17 protein-coding genes are annotated in these 14432 nt (G+C 63.0%); 10 read left to right on the forward strand and 7 right to left on the reverse strand.

The window, feature by feature from the left end; genetic code table 11:
- The first annotated feature begins 9 nt into the window (after nucleotides 1-9).
- On the forward strand, nucleotides 10-426 hold the full coding sequence (locus WJU18_RS19635; RefSeq protein WP_423454969.1) for a PaaI family thioesterase: 417 nt from the start codon (nucleotides 10-12) through the stop codon (nucleotides 424-426).
- A gap of 36 nt (nucleotides 427-462) precedes the next feature.
- On the opposite strand, the gene WJU18_RS19640 is transcribed toward WJU18_RS19635, so the two are convergent.
- The 5 genes from WJU18_RS19640 to WJU18_RS19660 all read right to left on the reverse strand — a co-directional run bounded on the left by WJU18_RS19640 (nucleotide 463) and on the right by WJU18_RS19660 (nucleotide 5958).
- On the reverse strand, nucleotides 463-924 hold the full coding sequence (locus tag WJU18_RS19640) for a SixA phosphatase family protein (RefSeq protein WP_423454971.1): 462 nt from the start codon (nucleotides 922-924) through the stop codon (nucleotides 463-465).
- Nucleotides 924-2999, reverse strand: a complete 2076-nt coding sequence (gene ppk1 / locus WJU18_RS19645; RefSeq protein ID WP_423454972.1) for a polyphosphate kinase 1 — start codon at nucleotides 2997-2999, stop codon at nucleotides 924-926. Before ppk1 ends, WJU18_RS19640 begins: the two co-directional genes overlap by 1 nt.
- Nucleotides 3000-3095: 96 nt before the next feature.
- Nucleotides 3096-4172: a glycosyltransferase family 4 protein gene (locus WJU18_RS19650; protein ID WP_423454974.1), complete on the reverse strand. Its 1077-nt coding sequence runs from the start codon at nucleotides 4170-4172 to the stop codon at nucleotides 3096-3098.
- Entirely contained in the window at nucleotides 4169-5044 is an 876-nt protein-coding gene (locus tag WJU18_RS19655) for a UDP-2,3-diacylglucosamine diphosphatase (protein WP_423461049.1), read from the reverse strand. The genes WJU18_RS19650 and WJU18_RS19655 overlap by 4 nt, the downstream gene beginning before the upstream one ends.
- 65 nt (nucleotides 5045-5109) lie before the next feature.
- Nucleotides 5110-5958, reverse strand: coding sequence for a GNAT family N-acetyltransferase (locus WJU18_RS19660; RefSeq protein WP_423454976.1), 849 nt, complete (start codon nucleotides 5956-5958; stop codon nucleotides 5110-5112).
- Nucleotides 5959-6093: 135 nt separating this feature from the next.
- Here WJU18_RS19660 and WJU18_RS19665 point away from each other — a divergent pair, with 135 nt between their 5' ends.
- Genes WJU18_RS19665 through arsC form a run of 3 tightly spaced genes read left to right on the forward strand, consistent with a single transcriptional unit; the run spans nucleotide 6094 to nucleotide 8241 of the window.
- Nucleotides 6094-6654, forward strand: coding sequence for a DOMON-like domain-containing protein (locus tag WJU18_RS19665; RefSeq protein ID WP_423454978.1), 561 nt, complete (start codon nucleotides 6094-6096; stop codon nucleotides 6652-6654).
- A 7-nt stretch (nucleotides 6655-6661) separates the two neighbouring features.
- Nucleotides 6662-7864, forward strand: coding sequence for an exo-beta-N-acetylmuramidase NamZ family protein (locus WJU18_RS19670; RefSeq protein WP_423454980.1), 1203 nt, complete (start codon nucleotides 6662-6664; stop codon nucleotides 7862-7864).
- 14 nt (nucleotides 7865-7878) lie between these two features.
- Nucleotides 7879-8241 carry an arsenate reductase (glutaredoxin) gene (gene arsC, locus WJU18_RS19675; protein ID WP_423454982.1) on the forward strand — a complete coding sequence of 121 codons (363 nt, stop codon included), beginning with the start codon at nucleotides 7879-7881 and terminating at the stop codon, nucleotides 8239-8241.
- Between the two features lie 27 nt (nucleotides 8242-8268).
- Here the strand turns inward: arsC and WJU18_RS19680 are convergent, their stop codons facing one another.
- A complete protein-coding gene (locus WJU18_RS19680) occupies nucleotides 8269-9204 on the reverse strand; it encodes a LysR family transcriptional regulator (RefSeq protein WP_423454984.1) in 936 nt (311 codons plus the stop codon).
- A gap of 84 nt (nucleotides 9205-9288) precedes the next feature.
- Between WJU18_RS19680 and WJU18_RS19685 the strand changes: the two genes are divergently transcribed.
- The 4 genes from WJU18_RS19685 to WJU18_RS19700 are packed head-to-tail and all read left to right on the forward strand — an operon-like array spanning nucleotide 9289 to nucleotide 12730.
- Nucleotides 9289-10263, forward strand: coding sequence for a Bug family tripartite tricarboxylate transporter substrate binding protein (locus WJU18_RS19685; RefSeq protein WP_423454986.1), 975 nt, complete (start codon nucleotides 9289-9291; stop codon nucleotides 10261-10263).
- Between the two features lie 23 nt (nucleotides 10264-10286).
- Nucleotides 10287-11420 (forward strand): mandelate racemase/muconate lactonizing enzyme family protein, encoded by a 1134-nt coding sequence (locus WJU18_RS19690; protein ID WP_423454987.1) that lies wholly within the window; start codon nucleotides 10287-10289, stop codon nucleotides 11418-11420.
- A gap of 36 nt (nucleotides 11421-11456) precedes the next feature.
- Nucleotides 11457-12137 (forward strand): chromate transporter, encoded by a 681-nt coding sequence (locus WJU18_RS19695; protein ID WP_423454989.1) that lies wholly within the window; start codon nucleotides 11457-11459, stop codon nucleotides 12135-12137.
- Nucleotides 12134-12730 carry a chromate transporter gene (locus tag WJU18_RS19700; protein WP_423454990.1) on the forward strand — a complete coding sequence of 199 codons (597 nt, stop codon included), beginning with the start codon at nucleotides 12134-12136 and terminating at the stop codon, nucleotides 12728-12730. Before WJU18_RS19695 ends, WJU18_RS19700 begins: the two co-directional genes overlap by 4 nt.
- Nucleotides 12731-12772: 42 nt before the next feature.
- Here WJU18_RS19700 and WJU18_RS19705 read toward each other — a convergent pair whose 3' ends face one another.
- Complete coding sequence (locus tag WJU18_RS19705; RefSeq protein WP_423454992.1) at nucleotides 12773-13423, reverse strand: TetR/AcrR family transcriptional regulator; 651 nt, start codon at nucleotides 13421-13423, stop codon at nucleotides 12773-12775.
- 79 nt (nucleotides 13424-13502) lie between these two features.
- Between WJU18_RS19705 and WJU18_RS19710 the strand changes: the two genes are divergently transcribed.
- Nucleotides 13503-14006: a VOC family protein gene (locus tag WJU18_RS19710; protein ID WP_423454994.1), complete on the forward strand. Its 504-nt coding sequence runs from the start codon at nucleotides 13503-13505 to the stop codon at nucleotides 14004-14006.
- Nucleotides 14007-14021: 15 nt separating this feature from the next.
- Complete coding sequence (locus WJU18_RS19715; protein ID WP_423454996.1) at nucleotides 14022-14411, forward strand: VOC family protein; 390 nt, start codon at nucleotides 14022-14024, stop codon at nucleotides 14409-14411.
- The last annotated feature ends 21 nt before the right edge of the window (nucleotides 14412-14432 follow it).

The following is a 14432-nucleotide window of genomic DNA, read 5'->3' on the forward strand; positions in this document are numbered from 1 at the left end:
AAGGAGACCATGATGCCCGGTTTGCAAGACGTCCAGCATATTCTCGATCCGCTGTTTCCCGGCCTCATGGGCGTGCGTCTGCTCGAAGTCACGCCCGAGCGCGTGGTGGCCGAACTGACGGTACGGCCGGATCTATGCACGGCAGGCGGCATTCTCCACGGCGGTGCCCACATGGCCTTCGCCGATACGCTGGGCGCCGTAGGTACCGTGATGAACCTGGGCGCAGGGCAGACCACCACCACCACCGATTCGAGCACCAAGTTCATCGGGGGAGCCAAGGTGAATACCGTGGTCACCGGCGAAGCCGTGGCCCTGCACCGCGGCCGGACCACGCAGGTCTGGCAGACAAGTATCCGCAACGCCGACGGCAAACTGTGCTCGGTGGTCACGCAAACCCAGCTGGTAATGGGCGCCAAGGCCGGTTGACCCCAAGCGTAGGGTACGCACACCCTGCACTGCTTTTTAAAGCAATTCCGCCGTCTGGACCGTGACCACCACGGTCTGTTGCTGAGACTCGCGCTCACGATTGCGCAGCCACCAGACAGCCCCCTTCTTCACGGAGCATTCTGGCTCGGCCATGCGCAAAAGACGGGAGATGGTTTCGCCCAGCGTGGGCTGATGGCCCACGATCAGCACCGGAGCCTTGGCGCCAGGCCAACCAGCCAGTTGCAACAGCTGCTCAGGCGAAGCGCCTGGGCGCAGCTCCTCATGGACCTTGTACTTGCGCCCCAGCGCCCGCACGGTCTGCTCGGTACGGACAGCAGGGCTGCAGAGGATGCGCGCCCCCTCAGGCAGTTGGCGGTCAAGCCAGGCGGCCATGCGGGCAGCCTGTTTGTCGCCACGGCGCGTCAAGGGACGCTCAAGATCGCTCATGCCGCCATCAAGTTCAAGCGCTTCGGCGTGGCGCCACAGGATGAGGTCCATTATTTCGTGACTCCATGGCGCGCCGCATAGCGTGCCATCAATGCATCTTGCGCGCCTGGGCCCGGGGTGCCGCCTTCAGGCACTACGCGGCGGTAGCGCCCGCCCTCGCCCATTAGCCAGGCATCGCGTTCGTCGTGCAGGTAGGCGATCAGGCATTCATCGATGATGCGTTGGCGCAAGGCAGGATCGGTCACGGGCCAGGCTGTCTCGATCCGGCGCAGCATGTTCCGGTTCATCCAGTCGGCACTGGATAGCCAGAGCTCCTCCTTGTCGCCCACCAGAAAGTAGAACACCCGCGAGTGCTCCAGGAAGCGGCCGATGATGCTGCGCACGCGGATGTTCTTCGTAAGCTGTGCGGGCAGCATGCAGGCTCCGCGCACGATCAGGTCGATCTGCGCACCAGCGTCTCCCGCCAGCAGCAGCGCCTCGATCAGCGCCTGGTCGGTCAAGGCATTCATCTTGGCGACGATGCGCGCGGGCCGGCCACGCCGGGCGGCTTCAGCAGCCTCGCCAACCTTGGCGATCATGCGCCGGTGCAAGGTGAACGGCGCCAGCAGCATGCGCTGCATGCGCGGCAACCGGCTGTGGCTGGCCAGATGCACAAAAAGCTGATCCATATCGGCCGTGAGACGCGCATCAGCGGTGAGATAGCTCAGATCGGTATAGAGCGCCGCCGTGCGCGGGTTGTAGTTGCCGGTGGAAAGGTGCCCATAGCGCCGCAGGTTTCGCCCCTCGCGGCGGGTCACCAGGAGCATCTTGGCGTGGGTCTTGAGACCCACCACGCCATAGACCACCTGCGCGCCAGCGAGCTCCAGGTGCTCGGCCCAGTTGATGTTGGCCTCCTCATCGAAGCGCGCCTTCAGCTCAACCACGGCTATCACCTCCTTGCCGCGCCGCTGGGCCTCGACCAGCAAATCCAGCATGCGGCTGTCATTGCCGGTACGGTAGATGGTCTGCTTGATGGCCAGTACCGTGGGATCGTGTACGGCCTGGCGCAGAAAATCGATCACGCCATCGAAGCTCTCGAATGGCAGGTGAACCAGCTCGTCACCCTCACGCAAACGCTCGAATACCGACTGCTCATTTCCATGCAGTTGGACCGGATAGCTGGGCACATACGGAGGAAAGAGCAGCGTGGGTGAATCGACGAGCTGAATGAGCTGCTGCAGGCGCACAAGATTCACCGGCCCCTGGACCTTGAACAAGGCTTCCATGGGTAACTTGAATTGCCTGAGCAGGAACTGCGCCAGTTCATCCGAGCAAGCGGACGACACCTCAACCCGGACAGCTTCGCCGTAGTGCCGCTGGTGCAAGCCCTGGCGCAAGGCCGTGCGCAAGTTCTTCACCTCGTCTTCATCCACCCACAAGTCCGAATGCCGCGTGACTCGGAAGTGCGAGAAATCCCCGACCTCCCGGCCCGGGAACAGATCCGCCAGATGGGCGCGGATCACGCTGGAGAGCATGACAAAGAGCGTCTCGCCGCCCGATACCTTCTCGGGCATGCGCAGCACGCGCGGCAGCACCCGAGGCACTTTCACGATGGCGATATCGTTGCTGCGGCCAAAGGCATCCTTGCCCTTGAGCTGAACAATGAAGTTGAGCGACTTGTTGGCCACCTGCGGGAAGGGGTGCGCGGGATCAAGCGCCACCGGCACCAACAGCGGCTTGACCTCGCGCAGGAACAGCTCGCGCACCCAGCGCCGCTGGGCTTCGTTGCGGTCCAGGTGCGAAACGATCCGCATGCCTTCGGCAGCCAAGGCCGGCAGCAGTGAATCGTTGAAGATGCCGTACTGCCGCTCCACCAGCGCATGCGCCGCGTCGAGCACGGTGCGCATGTTGGTTTCCGCGTTCGGTGCCTCCCGCCAGGCCGTAATGTGGGACTCCGCCCTTACCTCGAAAAACTCATCGAGATTGGACGAGACGATGCACAAATAGCGCAAGCGCTCCAGCAAAGGCACATCAGCCCGCTCGGCCCAATGCATCACGCGGTGATTGAAATCCAGGATGCTCAGGTCACGATCCTGCAGCGGATATTTCTGCAGGATCGCCGGTAATTCAGGAGGAGTGGAAGGCATCGTTGCCGCAAACAGGTGCTGTGTTCTGATTTGTATCATGCAGCCGGATCAAAAGCTGCGGTTTCGGCACAGGCCAGGACGAAAAAGATCCCCGCGCTACTCCGCTTCGCATGGTCCGCTGCCCCCCAGCAGGGTGTTTTTTGTCCTGGGGCGGCTCGGCACCAGGAAACTCGCAAACAAACGCGTGGCATGGTCCCAGTCGAAACGCTGCGCATGCGCCCGCGCGGCTTCACGGGGAATCCCCAGGGCGTCCCGGATGGCCTGCCCCAGATCGGTGCTCATCACACCTCCGCAAGGATGTCCGGGAAGATCGGCCAGTACTTCACGCGGCCCATCCACTGGAAAGGCCGCCACCGGCGTGCCGGTCGCCATGGCCTCCAGCATCACCAGGCCAAACGTATCGGCGTGGCTGGGAAAGACGAATACATCGGCCGCCGCATACACGCGCGCCAGCTCCTCGCGCGGCAGCACGCCCAGCCAGCGTACCCCCGGATAGTGTTCGCGCAACCGCGCTTCGAGCGGCCCTACGCCGCAAACCACCTTGGTTCCCGGAAGATCGAGCTCCAGGAAAGCATCGATGTTCTTTTCATAGGACACCCGGCCCACGAACAGGTGCACTGGCCGCTCCACCCCGCCCAGCGGCGAATAGTCGCCAACTTGCGGGGAAAAGGCAAAGAGCTTGGTGTCGACTCCGTGCGTCCAATAGCGCAGGTTGGTGAAACCCCGCTCAGCCAGCATATCTGCCACGCCCTGGGTCGGCACCATGACGCCGGCAGAAGGCCGGTGAAAATGGCGAAACAGCGCATAGCCCCATGACAGCGGCAACTTCACCGCCGCATTCAGGATTTCAGGAAATTTGGTATGAAAGGCCGTGGTGAACGCCAGCCCGCGGCGCAGGCAATAGCGGCGCGCAGCCCACCCCAAAGGGCCCTCCGTGGCGATATGGATCGCGTCGGCCCGGGCCTGGTCCAGCATCTGCCCGAGGGCTCGTCCCGGCCGCACCGCGAGGTCGATCCCCGGGTAGCCAGGGCAAGGCCGTGTGCGGAAAAGACCCGGCTCAATCACCTGCACGGTATCGCCTCCGGCCTGCAGTTGGTTCACCAGTTCAACCAGTGTGGTCACCACGCCGTTGACCTGCGGCCGCCATGCATCGGTCACGAGAACCAGCTTCATGCATGCTCCGCTTCGGCTGGCACGGTTTCGCATGGCGCGGACACTGGCTGCCAGTAGATCAGCTCCAGGCGGCCATCGTGGTGCTCCACCAGCGCGCTGCGGCTTTCCACCCAATCGCCGTCATTGCAGTACAGCGTGCCGCCGATATCGCGTATTTCCGCATGGTGAATATGGCCGCAAACCACACCGTCCAGGCCAAGCCGGCGAGCCTCGCCGGCCACCGCCGCCTCGAAATCGCTGACGTAGTTGACCGCCTTCTTGACCTTGTGCTTGAGATAGCTGGAAAGCGACCAGTACGGCAGCCCCACCCGCGCACGAAGGCTATTGAGGTGCCGGTTCACCCGCAAGGTGAGCTCATAGGCATGATCCCCCACATAGGCGAGCCACTTGGCGCATTGGATCACGCCGTCGAAATAATCACCGTGCGTGATCCACAGTCTCTTGCCGTCGGCCGTCACGTGAACGGCATCCTCAAGCACCTCGATGCCGCCAAAATTCAGGCCGGTGAAAGCCCGCGCGAACTCATCGTGGTTGCCGGGCACGAAAACGACACGACATCCTTTGCGCGCCCTGCGCAGCAGCTTCTGCACCACATCGTTGTGCAACTGCGGCCAATACCAGCGCCGGCGCAGTTGCCAACCGTCGATGATGTCTCCGATCAGATAAAGGGACTGGCTGGTGTGCTCCTTGAGAAACTCCAGAAGCGGGCCGGCCTGGCAGCCTGGCGTACCCAGGTGCAGATCGGAAATAAAAATGGCGCGATAGCGCGCCTTTTCGGAGGAAGGGGCCCCTTGGGCCTCATCGGCCTGGCCGCCATCATCCCGTGCCCAGGCCGCCCAGCCGTCCACGGCGCCCCGCACCGGAAACGGCATGCCGCGAAACGAGGGACGCTCAAGAGGAACTCGGCCGAAAGGACTGTGAGCGGGCGCGGCCATGTTCACTCGGCCCCCAGGAAGTGTTTGCGATAGCGCGCCGGCAGGTCGGCGATGCGCATGAGCATCGGCAGATCCGCGGTATTGAAATCGGGATCCCAGGCGGGTGGCCCCAGTACCTTGGCACCCAGCCGCAGGTAGCCGCGAATCAGCGCCGGCGGCTCGATGTCCAGATCACTGTCGAGACGCTCGACTGGCAGCGGCAGGCGCGGGCGCACATGCCACTCGATGGGGGCCATATGTGTCGCGCTCACCTGCCGCCATATGCTCGCGGCGGCATCGCCACTGACCACGCCGCCATGCAGCATGGGAATGCTGGCGCAGCCGATCATGGTGTCGAGTTGGTTGCGCACCATGAACTCGGCCAGCGCCCCCCACAAAGCCATGATGACGCCGCCGTGGCGGTGATCGGCATGCACGCAGCTGCGGCCCAGCTCCACCATGCGCGGGCGAAGCGTGCGCAGGCGGGTCAGATCGAATTCGGTGTCGCTATAAGTGCTGCCCACACGCTTGGCCTGCACGGGCGTCAGCACCCGGTAGGTGCCGATCACTTCCTGCGAGGCTTCATCGCGCACGAGCAAGTGCTCGCAGAAATCGTCGAACAGATCGATATCATGGCCGGGCATCACCGTGGGCAGGCGCGCGCCCATCTCTCCGGCGAAAACTTCATAGCGAAGGCGTTGGGCCTGCCTTACTTCATCCTGGTGGCGCGCCCAGGCCACTTGAATCCCCTGGCCCGCTGCAGGCTGCCCCAAAACCGCCCCTTGGCGGCTTTGATGAAGAGACCCCCGTGGCAGTGCGGCCGGATGTGCCGTGGGCGACAACGCAAAGGTGGGCGTGGGCAGTTCTTTCATCTTTCAACTCCTTCCGGCATATTCACCATACTGAGAGCGGGTTATGTGCTATGGATAATGAATTGACTCTTTGACTTTTACATGTCTCTTTTATGAAAGATTGGTGACAAAGCACCCCTGACAGAATATGCAGCCATGACGGAAACGCTTCTTTTCATCCATCCACTGATTCACCACCCGGCCACACCCTGCGACGCGGTACGGGCACTGGTGGTGGAAGCATTTGCCGTCCCGCTGAATCAAGCCCCCGGCTTGCTTCTGCGCTACCGGTTGGCAGGCGACCTCTCCCGCCTGCGCCTTCCCGCCCCGTCAGAAGCGCCCCGCTTCACCGACGGCCTGTGGCAGCACACCTGCTTTGAGGCCTTCATCGCAGAGCCCGCCAAGGCCGCCTACCGCGAATTCAATTTTTCGCCCTCTGGCCACTGGGCCGTGTACGCTTTCAGCGGCGAACGCGTGCGCGATGCCTCGAACCCCGGTGTGCCATCACCGGCTATCACGTTGGCACAAACATCTGACAGCCTCACGCTCGAAGCACGGCTGCCAATGCCCGTCACCGCCGCGGACACTCCGCTGCCCGTAGGGTTGACCGCCGTGATCGAAACGCAAGACGGCAACCTGAGCTATTGGGCCTTGCACCATCCCGCCGAAAGGCCTGACTTCCATCGCAACGCCGGCTGGACCGCCGAACTTGCCTGACATCATCATGAAACTCGGAATCGAACGCCTGTTGAACGACCCCGCCTTGCGCGCACCGCTGGCCGGACGCCGCATTGCCTTGCTGGCGCACCCTGCTTCAGTCACGCGCGAGCTGACCCATTCGCTTGATGCGCTGGCTGCCCTACCGGACATCCGACTCACCGCCGCTTTCGGCCCGCAGCATGGCCTGCGCGGCGACAAGCAGGACAACATGGTCGAATCGCCTGATTTCGTCGACCCGCGGCACGGCATCCCCATCTTCAGCCTGTACGGCCAGGTACGCCGCCCGACCGATGCGATGATGAGCAGCTTCGACACGATCCTGGTCGATCTTCAGGATCTCGGCTGCCGTATCTACACCTTCATCACCACGCTGCGCTACGTGCTTGAGGCCGCCGCCACCCACGGCAAGGCCGTGTGGGTGCTCGATCGGCCCAACCCGGCAGGGCGCCCGGTGGAGGGGCTCAGCTTGCGCGATGGGTGGCAGAGCTTCGTGGGCGCCGGGCCGATGCCCATGCGCCACGGCATGACCATGGGCGAGCTGGGCCAGTGGTTCATCGATACGCTGGGGTTGCAGGTCGACTACCGCGTCATCGAAATGGAAGGCTGGCAACCAGAAGCCGCGCCAGGCTTCGGCTGGCCGCCTGAGCGCAGTTGGGTCAACCCCAGCCCCAACGCCGCCAATCTTTCCATGGCACGCGCCTACGCCGGCACCGTGATGCTGGAGGGCACCACGCTTTCCGAAGGCCGGGGCACCACCCGCCCGCTGGAGTTGTTCGGCGCCCCGGGTATCGATACGCGCCGCCTGCTGGCCGACATGCGCTCACTGGCCCCTGAATGGCTGCGCGGCTGCGTGCTGCGCGAATGCTGGTTCGAGCCGACGTTCCACAAGCACGTGGGGCAGCTCTGCGCGGGCGTGCAGATCCATGTGGAAGACCCCCTGCACTACGACCACGCCGCCTTCAAGCCATGGCGGCTGCAGGCCCTGGCCTTCAAGGCGCTGCGCAGGCAATCTCCAGACTATCCGCTGTGGCGTGATTTCGCCTACGAATATGAAACCGACCGCCTGGCCATAGACCTCATCAACGGCAGCGAATTGCTGCGTGAATGGGTGGACGACCCCGCGGCCACGCCTGCCGATCTCGAAGCGCTCGCCCAGGCCGACGAAGCGGCGTGGATGAAAACACGCGAGCCCTATCTCCTCTACTGAATCAGGACCACACCATGAGCAAGATCACGATCTACCACAACCCCAGGTGCAGCACTTCCCGTCATGCACTGGAGATGATCCGCGAACGAGGCGAAGAACCGCGGATCGTCGAATACCTGAAAAATCCCCCGAGCCGCGATGAACTCAAGGCGATCGCAAAGGCCACGGGCGAGCCCCTGCGTGCCCTGGTGCGCACCAAGCAGCCCGAGTACCTCGAACAGGGACTGGACAACCCGGCACTGACCGACGACCAGTTGATCGATGCCCTGCTCGCTACCCCGGTGCTCATCAACCGTCCCATCGTCGTCACGCCCCTGGGTGCGCGTCTCGGCCGCCCGGTCGAAAAGGTGCTGGAAGTCCTGCCGAACCGGGCATGAAATGCTTCCGGCCATGAGCGCTGCGACTCATGCCGGTGTCATGGCTTCAAGAAAATTGACGAACCTGGAAGCGGCATCGGTGATCTCGTCATGGGGCTTCAGTACCCCGATGGCCTCGAAGGGAATAGGCACCAGAACATCCAGCTCGCGGAGCTGGCCCGTACTCAGCAGCTGATAGACAGCCCTGTAAGGCAGCAGCGCCAGGATCTCCTGTGCCTGGAGCATCGACCAGAACACGGATGAAGAGCGGCTGCTCACCAGGCGGAGAGGCGGCGTGACTCCCGCGCTTGCCGTGAGCGCGTCGAAGGCTTTGCGAGGCGCGCTGGGTGCCGGACCCAGCATCCAGGTCTCTTCCCACAGATCCTGCAGGGCGATGTTTCTTCTTTTGACCAGCGGATGCCCGGGCCCGCAGGCCACGATCAGGCGGTCGCTCGCCAGCGCGGTGAACGACCACCCCGCGGGAATCACTTCAGGCTGGCGGCAAAGCGCCACATCCATGTCACCCGTACCGATGAGCGCGCCGATGTGCTCGATGTCCAGCTCCTGGATCTGGATGAGCATGTCGGGATGCGCGGCACTGAACCTGGGCAAGGCGTACGAAAGAACGCCGGATATGGCACTGGAAATCGCCGCCACCCGCACCACGGAACTCGCGGTGCTGGACATGGCCGAGGCTACGCTGGCCAACTCCTGCATGCCATCAAGCAGCTTTTGCGCGATGGGAATCAGATGCCGGCCGATCTGCGTCGGCCGGACCCCTCGCGCATGCCGCTGGAACAGCTCGCAATCAAGCAAGGATTCCAGATCGGCCAACACAGTGGTGGTCGTGGGTTGAGTCAAGCCGATGGCGGCGGCCGCCCTCTGAATACTCCCATATTCGGCCACCTTCACCAGTACCTGAAGGTGGCGCAGGCGCGCCTTGACCATGAGGCGTGAGGCGATGGTGCTGGCAGGAATTGACATATAGACAAATCAAATATCAAGGTCTTTTTTCCTATTTGAATTCTATATCTCCTCAAGCGAACAATGATGGAAAAGGAGACTGACATGAAACGTAGGAAAGCCGTTCTAGCCCTGTCCGGCGCTTTGCTCTCACCCTTGTGGGCATTCGCGCAATCGCCTTATCCCAGCAAACCTATACGCGTCGTCGTCGGCGTAACGCCAGGCGGCGCCGGCGATGTCTTGGGGCGCCTCTTTGCCCGGAGCTTGTCGGAGAACGGGCAAAACCTGTACGTCGACAACAAGCCCGGCGCGTCCGGAACATTGTCAGCCGATTTCGTCGCCAAGGCGGCCCCAGACGGCTACACCCTGCTGGTCGCCGCACCGACCACCATGGTGGTGGCCCCTCATCTCTTCAAGCAGCTCAGCTTCATTCCTTCGCGGGACCTCGAGCCCGTCGCCCTGATTGGCGGAGGCCCGCTGGTACTGGTGGCGCATTCCGGACTTCCCGTCAAATCCGTGGCGGATCTCGTCGCCTACATCAAGAAGGCGCCACCAGGCTCCGTTGCATTCGGATCAGGCGGCCGGGGAACAGCCTCGCATCTGACCGCCGAAGCCTGGGCCCGGATGATGGATGCAACCCTGCTCCACTCGCCTTATAAAGGCGACGGGCAGGCCGTCATCGACGTCATGGGCGGACAGGTGCAGCTCATGTTCACAGGGCTGAACCTCGTGGAGCCTCATGTCAAAAGCGGCCGCCTGCGCTTGCTGGCCGTGACCGGCAAGTCCCGCTTTACGACCCTGCCACAGGTGCCGACACTCGATGAATCCGGCTTCAAAGGGTTTGAATCCCTGGGATGGCTGGGCGTTTATGCGCCTGCAAAGACGCCAGCGCCCATCATCCAAAAGCTTGCGAGCGAATGGGAAATGGCGCGCAAGACCCCCACCGTCGCCAAGGTTCTCGACACCGCGGGCATGGGAGTCCTGTCGTTCAGCTCACCGGCCGAGTTCGCCAGATTCCAGCAATCGGAAGCCACCCGGTGGGCCGCCGTCATCAAGGCCGCCGGCATCGAACCCGAGTGACTTAAAGAGAAGTGTCCTACGCGATGAAAAAAACCAGAATCGAAGCGATCGAAACCTATCTGGTAGACCGCTGGTGCTTGCTGAAAATCCGCTGCGAAGACGGAACGGCTGGTATCGGTGAGGCCGGCGTGCACGCTTGGCCAGCCGCCACGGCGGCCGTCATCGGCTCGATGGCGAAATATCTGAAGGGCCAAGACCCTGCCAGGATCGAGCACCATACCCAATACTTGCATCGCAACTGGCACTTCATGAGCTCGCTGGTAGATGGCGCCCTCTCCGCCATCAACATCGCGCTTTGGGATATTCAGGGCAAGCGCCTGGACGTGCCGGTCTACGAGCTCATGGGCGGCATGACTCGGCACAGCGTCCGTTGCTACATCCATGTCAAAGGAGACACTGTGGAAGATCTCCTGGCCGACGCCGTCAAGCGGAAAAACGAAGGGTTCACCGCGATCCGCTTCTCGCCGTTTGCGCCGGATTTCCATCTGCGGCGCTCGTTCGAAGAATGGGTCGCGGAAGCCGAGCGGCGTGTGAGTGCTCTGCATGAAGTCATGCGCGGGCAAGTCGACCTCTGTATCGAACTTCACCGCCAGATGAACCCGGCGGAATCGATCGCGCTGGCACAACGCCTTCAGCGCTTTCACCCCTACTTCTATGAAGATCCGATGCTCCCCGACAGCCCCGCGCTGATGGGCGACGTGCGGGCGCGGTGCGGCATTCCCGTGGCCACCGGCGAAAGGTTCTCCACCATCTACCAATTCCAGGCTCTGCTGGCAGCCCATGGCTGTGACTATGTCCGCCCCGACGTATGCCTGACGCTGGGCCTGTCCGGCGCCAGGAAAGTGGCCGCCCTCGCGGAGGCGCACCATGTCAAAGTGATCCCCCACAACCCGCTCTCGCCGATCTCGACGGCAGCCTGTGTCCAGCTCGATGCCTGTATTCCCAACTTCGCGCTGCAAGAGTACACGGGCGAATCCGAATCACCCAAGCGTGACCTGGTCGTCCAACCGCTTACCCTGAAGGACGGCCACCTTCTTGTTCCCGAGTCGTCGGGAATCGGTATCGAACTCAATGAGCAGGCGTTGGCCGAGCTGAAAGCCAACCCGATGGTGCCGTCGGTGCCGATCGGCATCGACGGTTCGGTGCAGGATTACTAGGAATCCCTGGCGCCTGCCACGACAGATAATGGGGCCATGCCGCCCACCCCGCTCATTGCCGAGTCCTCAGAAGCGCTCAATGCGCCGCGCTCCCGCGCTGACCTTTTCTGGTCCTTCTCCTGGCTCGCATTGCAGGGCTTCGGCGGCGTGCTGGCCGTGGTCCAGCGGGAATTGGTCGAGAAAAAACGCTGGCTCTCCCGCGAACAATTCGTTGAGGACTGGGCGGTAGCCCAGATCATGCCCGGGCCGAATGTGGTCAATCTCGGGATGATGGTGGGCGACCGGCACTTCGGCCTCTCCGGCGCCTTGGCGGCGCTCACAGGCTTGCTCCTGTTTCCCACGGTGGTGGTCTTGACCCTGGCGGTGCTGTTCGCCACCGTGGCAGACCACGATTTGGGGCAGCGAGCCCTGCGCGGCATGGGCGCGGTGGCCGCGGGCCTTGTGGCGGCCACGGGCCTCAAGCTCGCGGGAGCGTTGAGCAAAAATCCCATGGGCGTGCCTGTATGCGCGTCGGTGGTAGCCGCGACATTCATTGCCTCGGCCCTGCTGCGGTGGCCGATGGGCTTGGTCCTGCTCGCCATCGGGGGAACCAGTTGCCTATGGGCCTGGCACTGCCTGCGTACGCCGGCATCCGTGTCCTTGCCAGCGCAACCGCCCGAGCCCCCCAGCCCTGCCGCGCTGACCGATGCCGACTCGGGCCAAACCCCACGACCATGACGATCACCCTCTCAGCCGCCGACTGGTGGGCGCTGTTCGTGCACTTCCTCTCGCTCTCCCTGATGGCGGTGGGCGGCGCCATCACCACCGCGCCCGACATGCACCGCTACCTGGTCAACACGCGCCATTGGCTGAACGAGGATCAGTTCACTTCCTCGATTTCGATCGCCCAGGCCGCACCGGGACCCAACGTGTTGTTCGTGGGCCTGATGGGCTGGAACGTCGGTATGAATGCCGGCGGCGGCCCGTCCACGGGTTGGCAGGCCTACGCCCTTGCCCTGCTGGGGCTGCTCGTCGCCATGGGTGGCATGTTGCTGCCCTCGGGCATCCTCACCTATGCCGCCACGCGCTGGGCGCACAAGAACCGCGAGTTGCGCGCCGTGCGCGCCTTCAAGACCGGCATGGCCCCACTCGTCATCGGGTTGCTGCTCACCACCGGATGGGTCCTGACCACCGCGCACGATCAGCCCGCGCGTGACTGGCGGCTTTGGGTACTGACCGCGGTGATTACCGTGATCGTCTGGCGCACGCGGGTGCACCTGCTTTGGCTTATTGGTATTGGCGCCGTGCTGGGAATGGCTGGCTTGATCTGAGAACGCGCTCACGTTCTAAATCCGAATCCTCTCAGGACGTTCTCAGAGCCCCAACTCAACCATGTGCAGCAGCCGCCGCCCCAACGCCTGAAGCATTTCCGGCGGCGCGACACGCAACGGGCCGTCAATAGTCAGCAAGGCCATGCCATGCACCGCTGACCACGCCAGGTATTCGGCGCCCGGCCTGCGCTCTTCTGGCAGCACGCCCGCTTCCATCATGGCGTCGAGCGCGGCACTCAGCAACTCGAAGGGATTCAGCCCCATGCTGCCGGTGCGCGCGGGGTCGCGCGGCACCTCCACATCATGTTCACCGGACGCGAAAGCCGTCCGGAAAAGGCCCGTTTCCGCCTGCGCGAAACCCAGATAGCCCCTGCCCACGGCGGCAAGCCTGGCATGAGCACGCTCGGCAGGGTCGGCGATGGCATCGGCCTTAACCCATTCGTGTTCCATGGCTTGCGCCAGTGCGCCCAGCGCCGCCGCGCGTACCGCCGCGAACAGTTCCTGACGGCTACCGAAGTGCCGGTAGGCCGCATTGGGAACCACGCCCGCGCGGCGCGTGGTCTCGCGCAGAACAATAGCCTCCGGGCCTCCCTCACGCGCCAGAGCGATGCCCGCCTCAAGCAGGGCCCGCCGGAGATCTCCATGGCGGTACGTGGTGCGCGGTGCGCTATCTGAAAAATCCTCGTTGCTCATAGGGATTTATGTGGACAGTGTCCATTTTAGGATGCAAGCTATGTGTACATTGTCCACAAATAAATCTCAGGAGCATCGCATGAGCAAAATATCCACTCGGATTCAACCGTGTTTATGGTTCGACGGCCAAGCGGAAGAAGCGGCAAAGTTCTACGTCAGTGTGTTTCCCGGATCGAAGCTCGGCGCCTTCTCGCGGTATGCCGAGGCCGGCAAGGATATCCATGGCAAGCAGCCCGGCAGCGTGATGACCGTGGCATTCGAACTCGACGGCCAGCCGTTTCTGGCGCTTAATGGCGGTCCGTATTTCAAGTTCAGTGAAGCGGTGTCGCTGATGGTGCTGTGCGACACCCAGGAAGAAATCGACCACTACTGGAACGCTCTGTCACAAGGCGGTGATCCGGCGGCGCAACAATGTGGCTGGCTGAAGGATCGGTACGGTCTTTCCTGGCAGATCACCCCCGCGATCTTCGCGGAGATGATCACCTCCAGCGACCGCCCGGCGATGGAGCGCTACATGGCCGCCTTGATGACAATGAAAAAGCTCGATATCGCCCAATTGCAAGCGGCCTTCGAGGGTCGTTGAGGGCATGCCGCGGCCATGACCACTGCCACCCCTTTCCTGATGTTCCAGGGCGACGCCCAAGCCGCCATCGATCTCTACACCGGCATCTTGCCCGGCACGCGCGTGCTGCATATGCAGCGGCACCCCGCACCTACGTCCAACGGCGGCACAGTGATGCTGGCTCGGGTGGATATCTGCGGAAGAGAGTTCCTCTTCAGCGATAGCCCCCCAGTGCATGCATTCACCTTCACCCCGTCCAACTCGATCTTCGTCGATTGCAACAGCCGAGAAGAACTGGAGCGCTTCTTCACCGCGCTGAGCCAGGATGGAAAAGTACTGATGCCTCTGGACAACTACGGCTTCAGTTCGCATTTCGGCTGGCTGAATGATCGCTTCGGCGTTTCCTGGCAGCTCAACCTCGCATAGCCATACTTTCGCGCCTCCTTA

Origin of the sequence: Ottowia sp. VDI28, assembly GCF_049532675.1 — a bacterium.
Taxonomy (GTDB): domain Bacteria; phylum Pseudomonadota; class Gammaproteobacteria; order Burkholderiales; family Burkholderiaceae_C; genus Ottowia.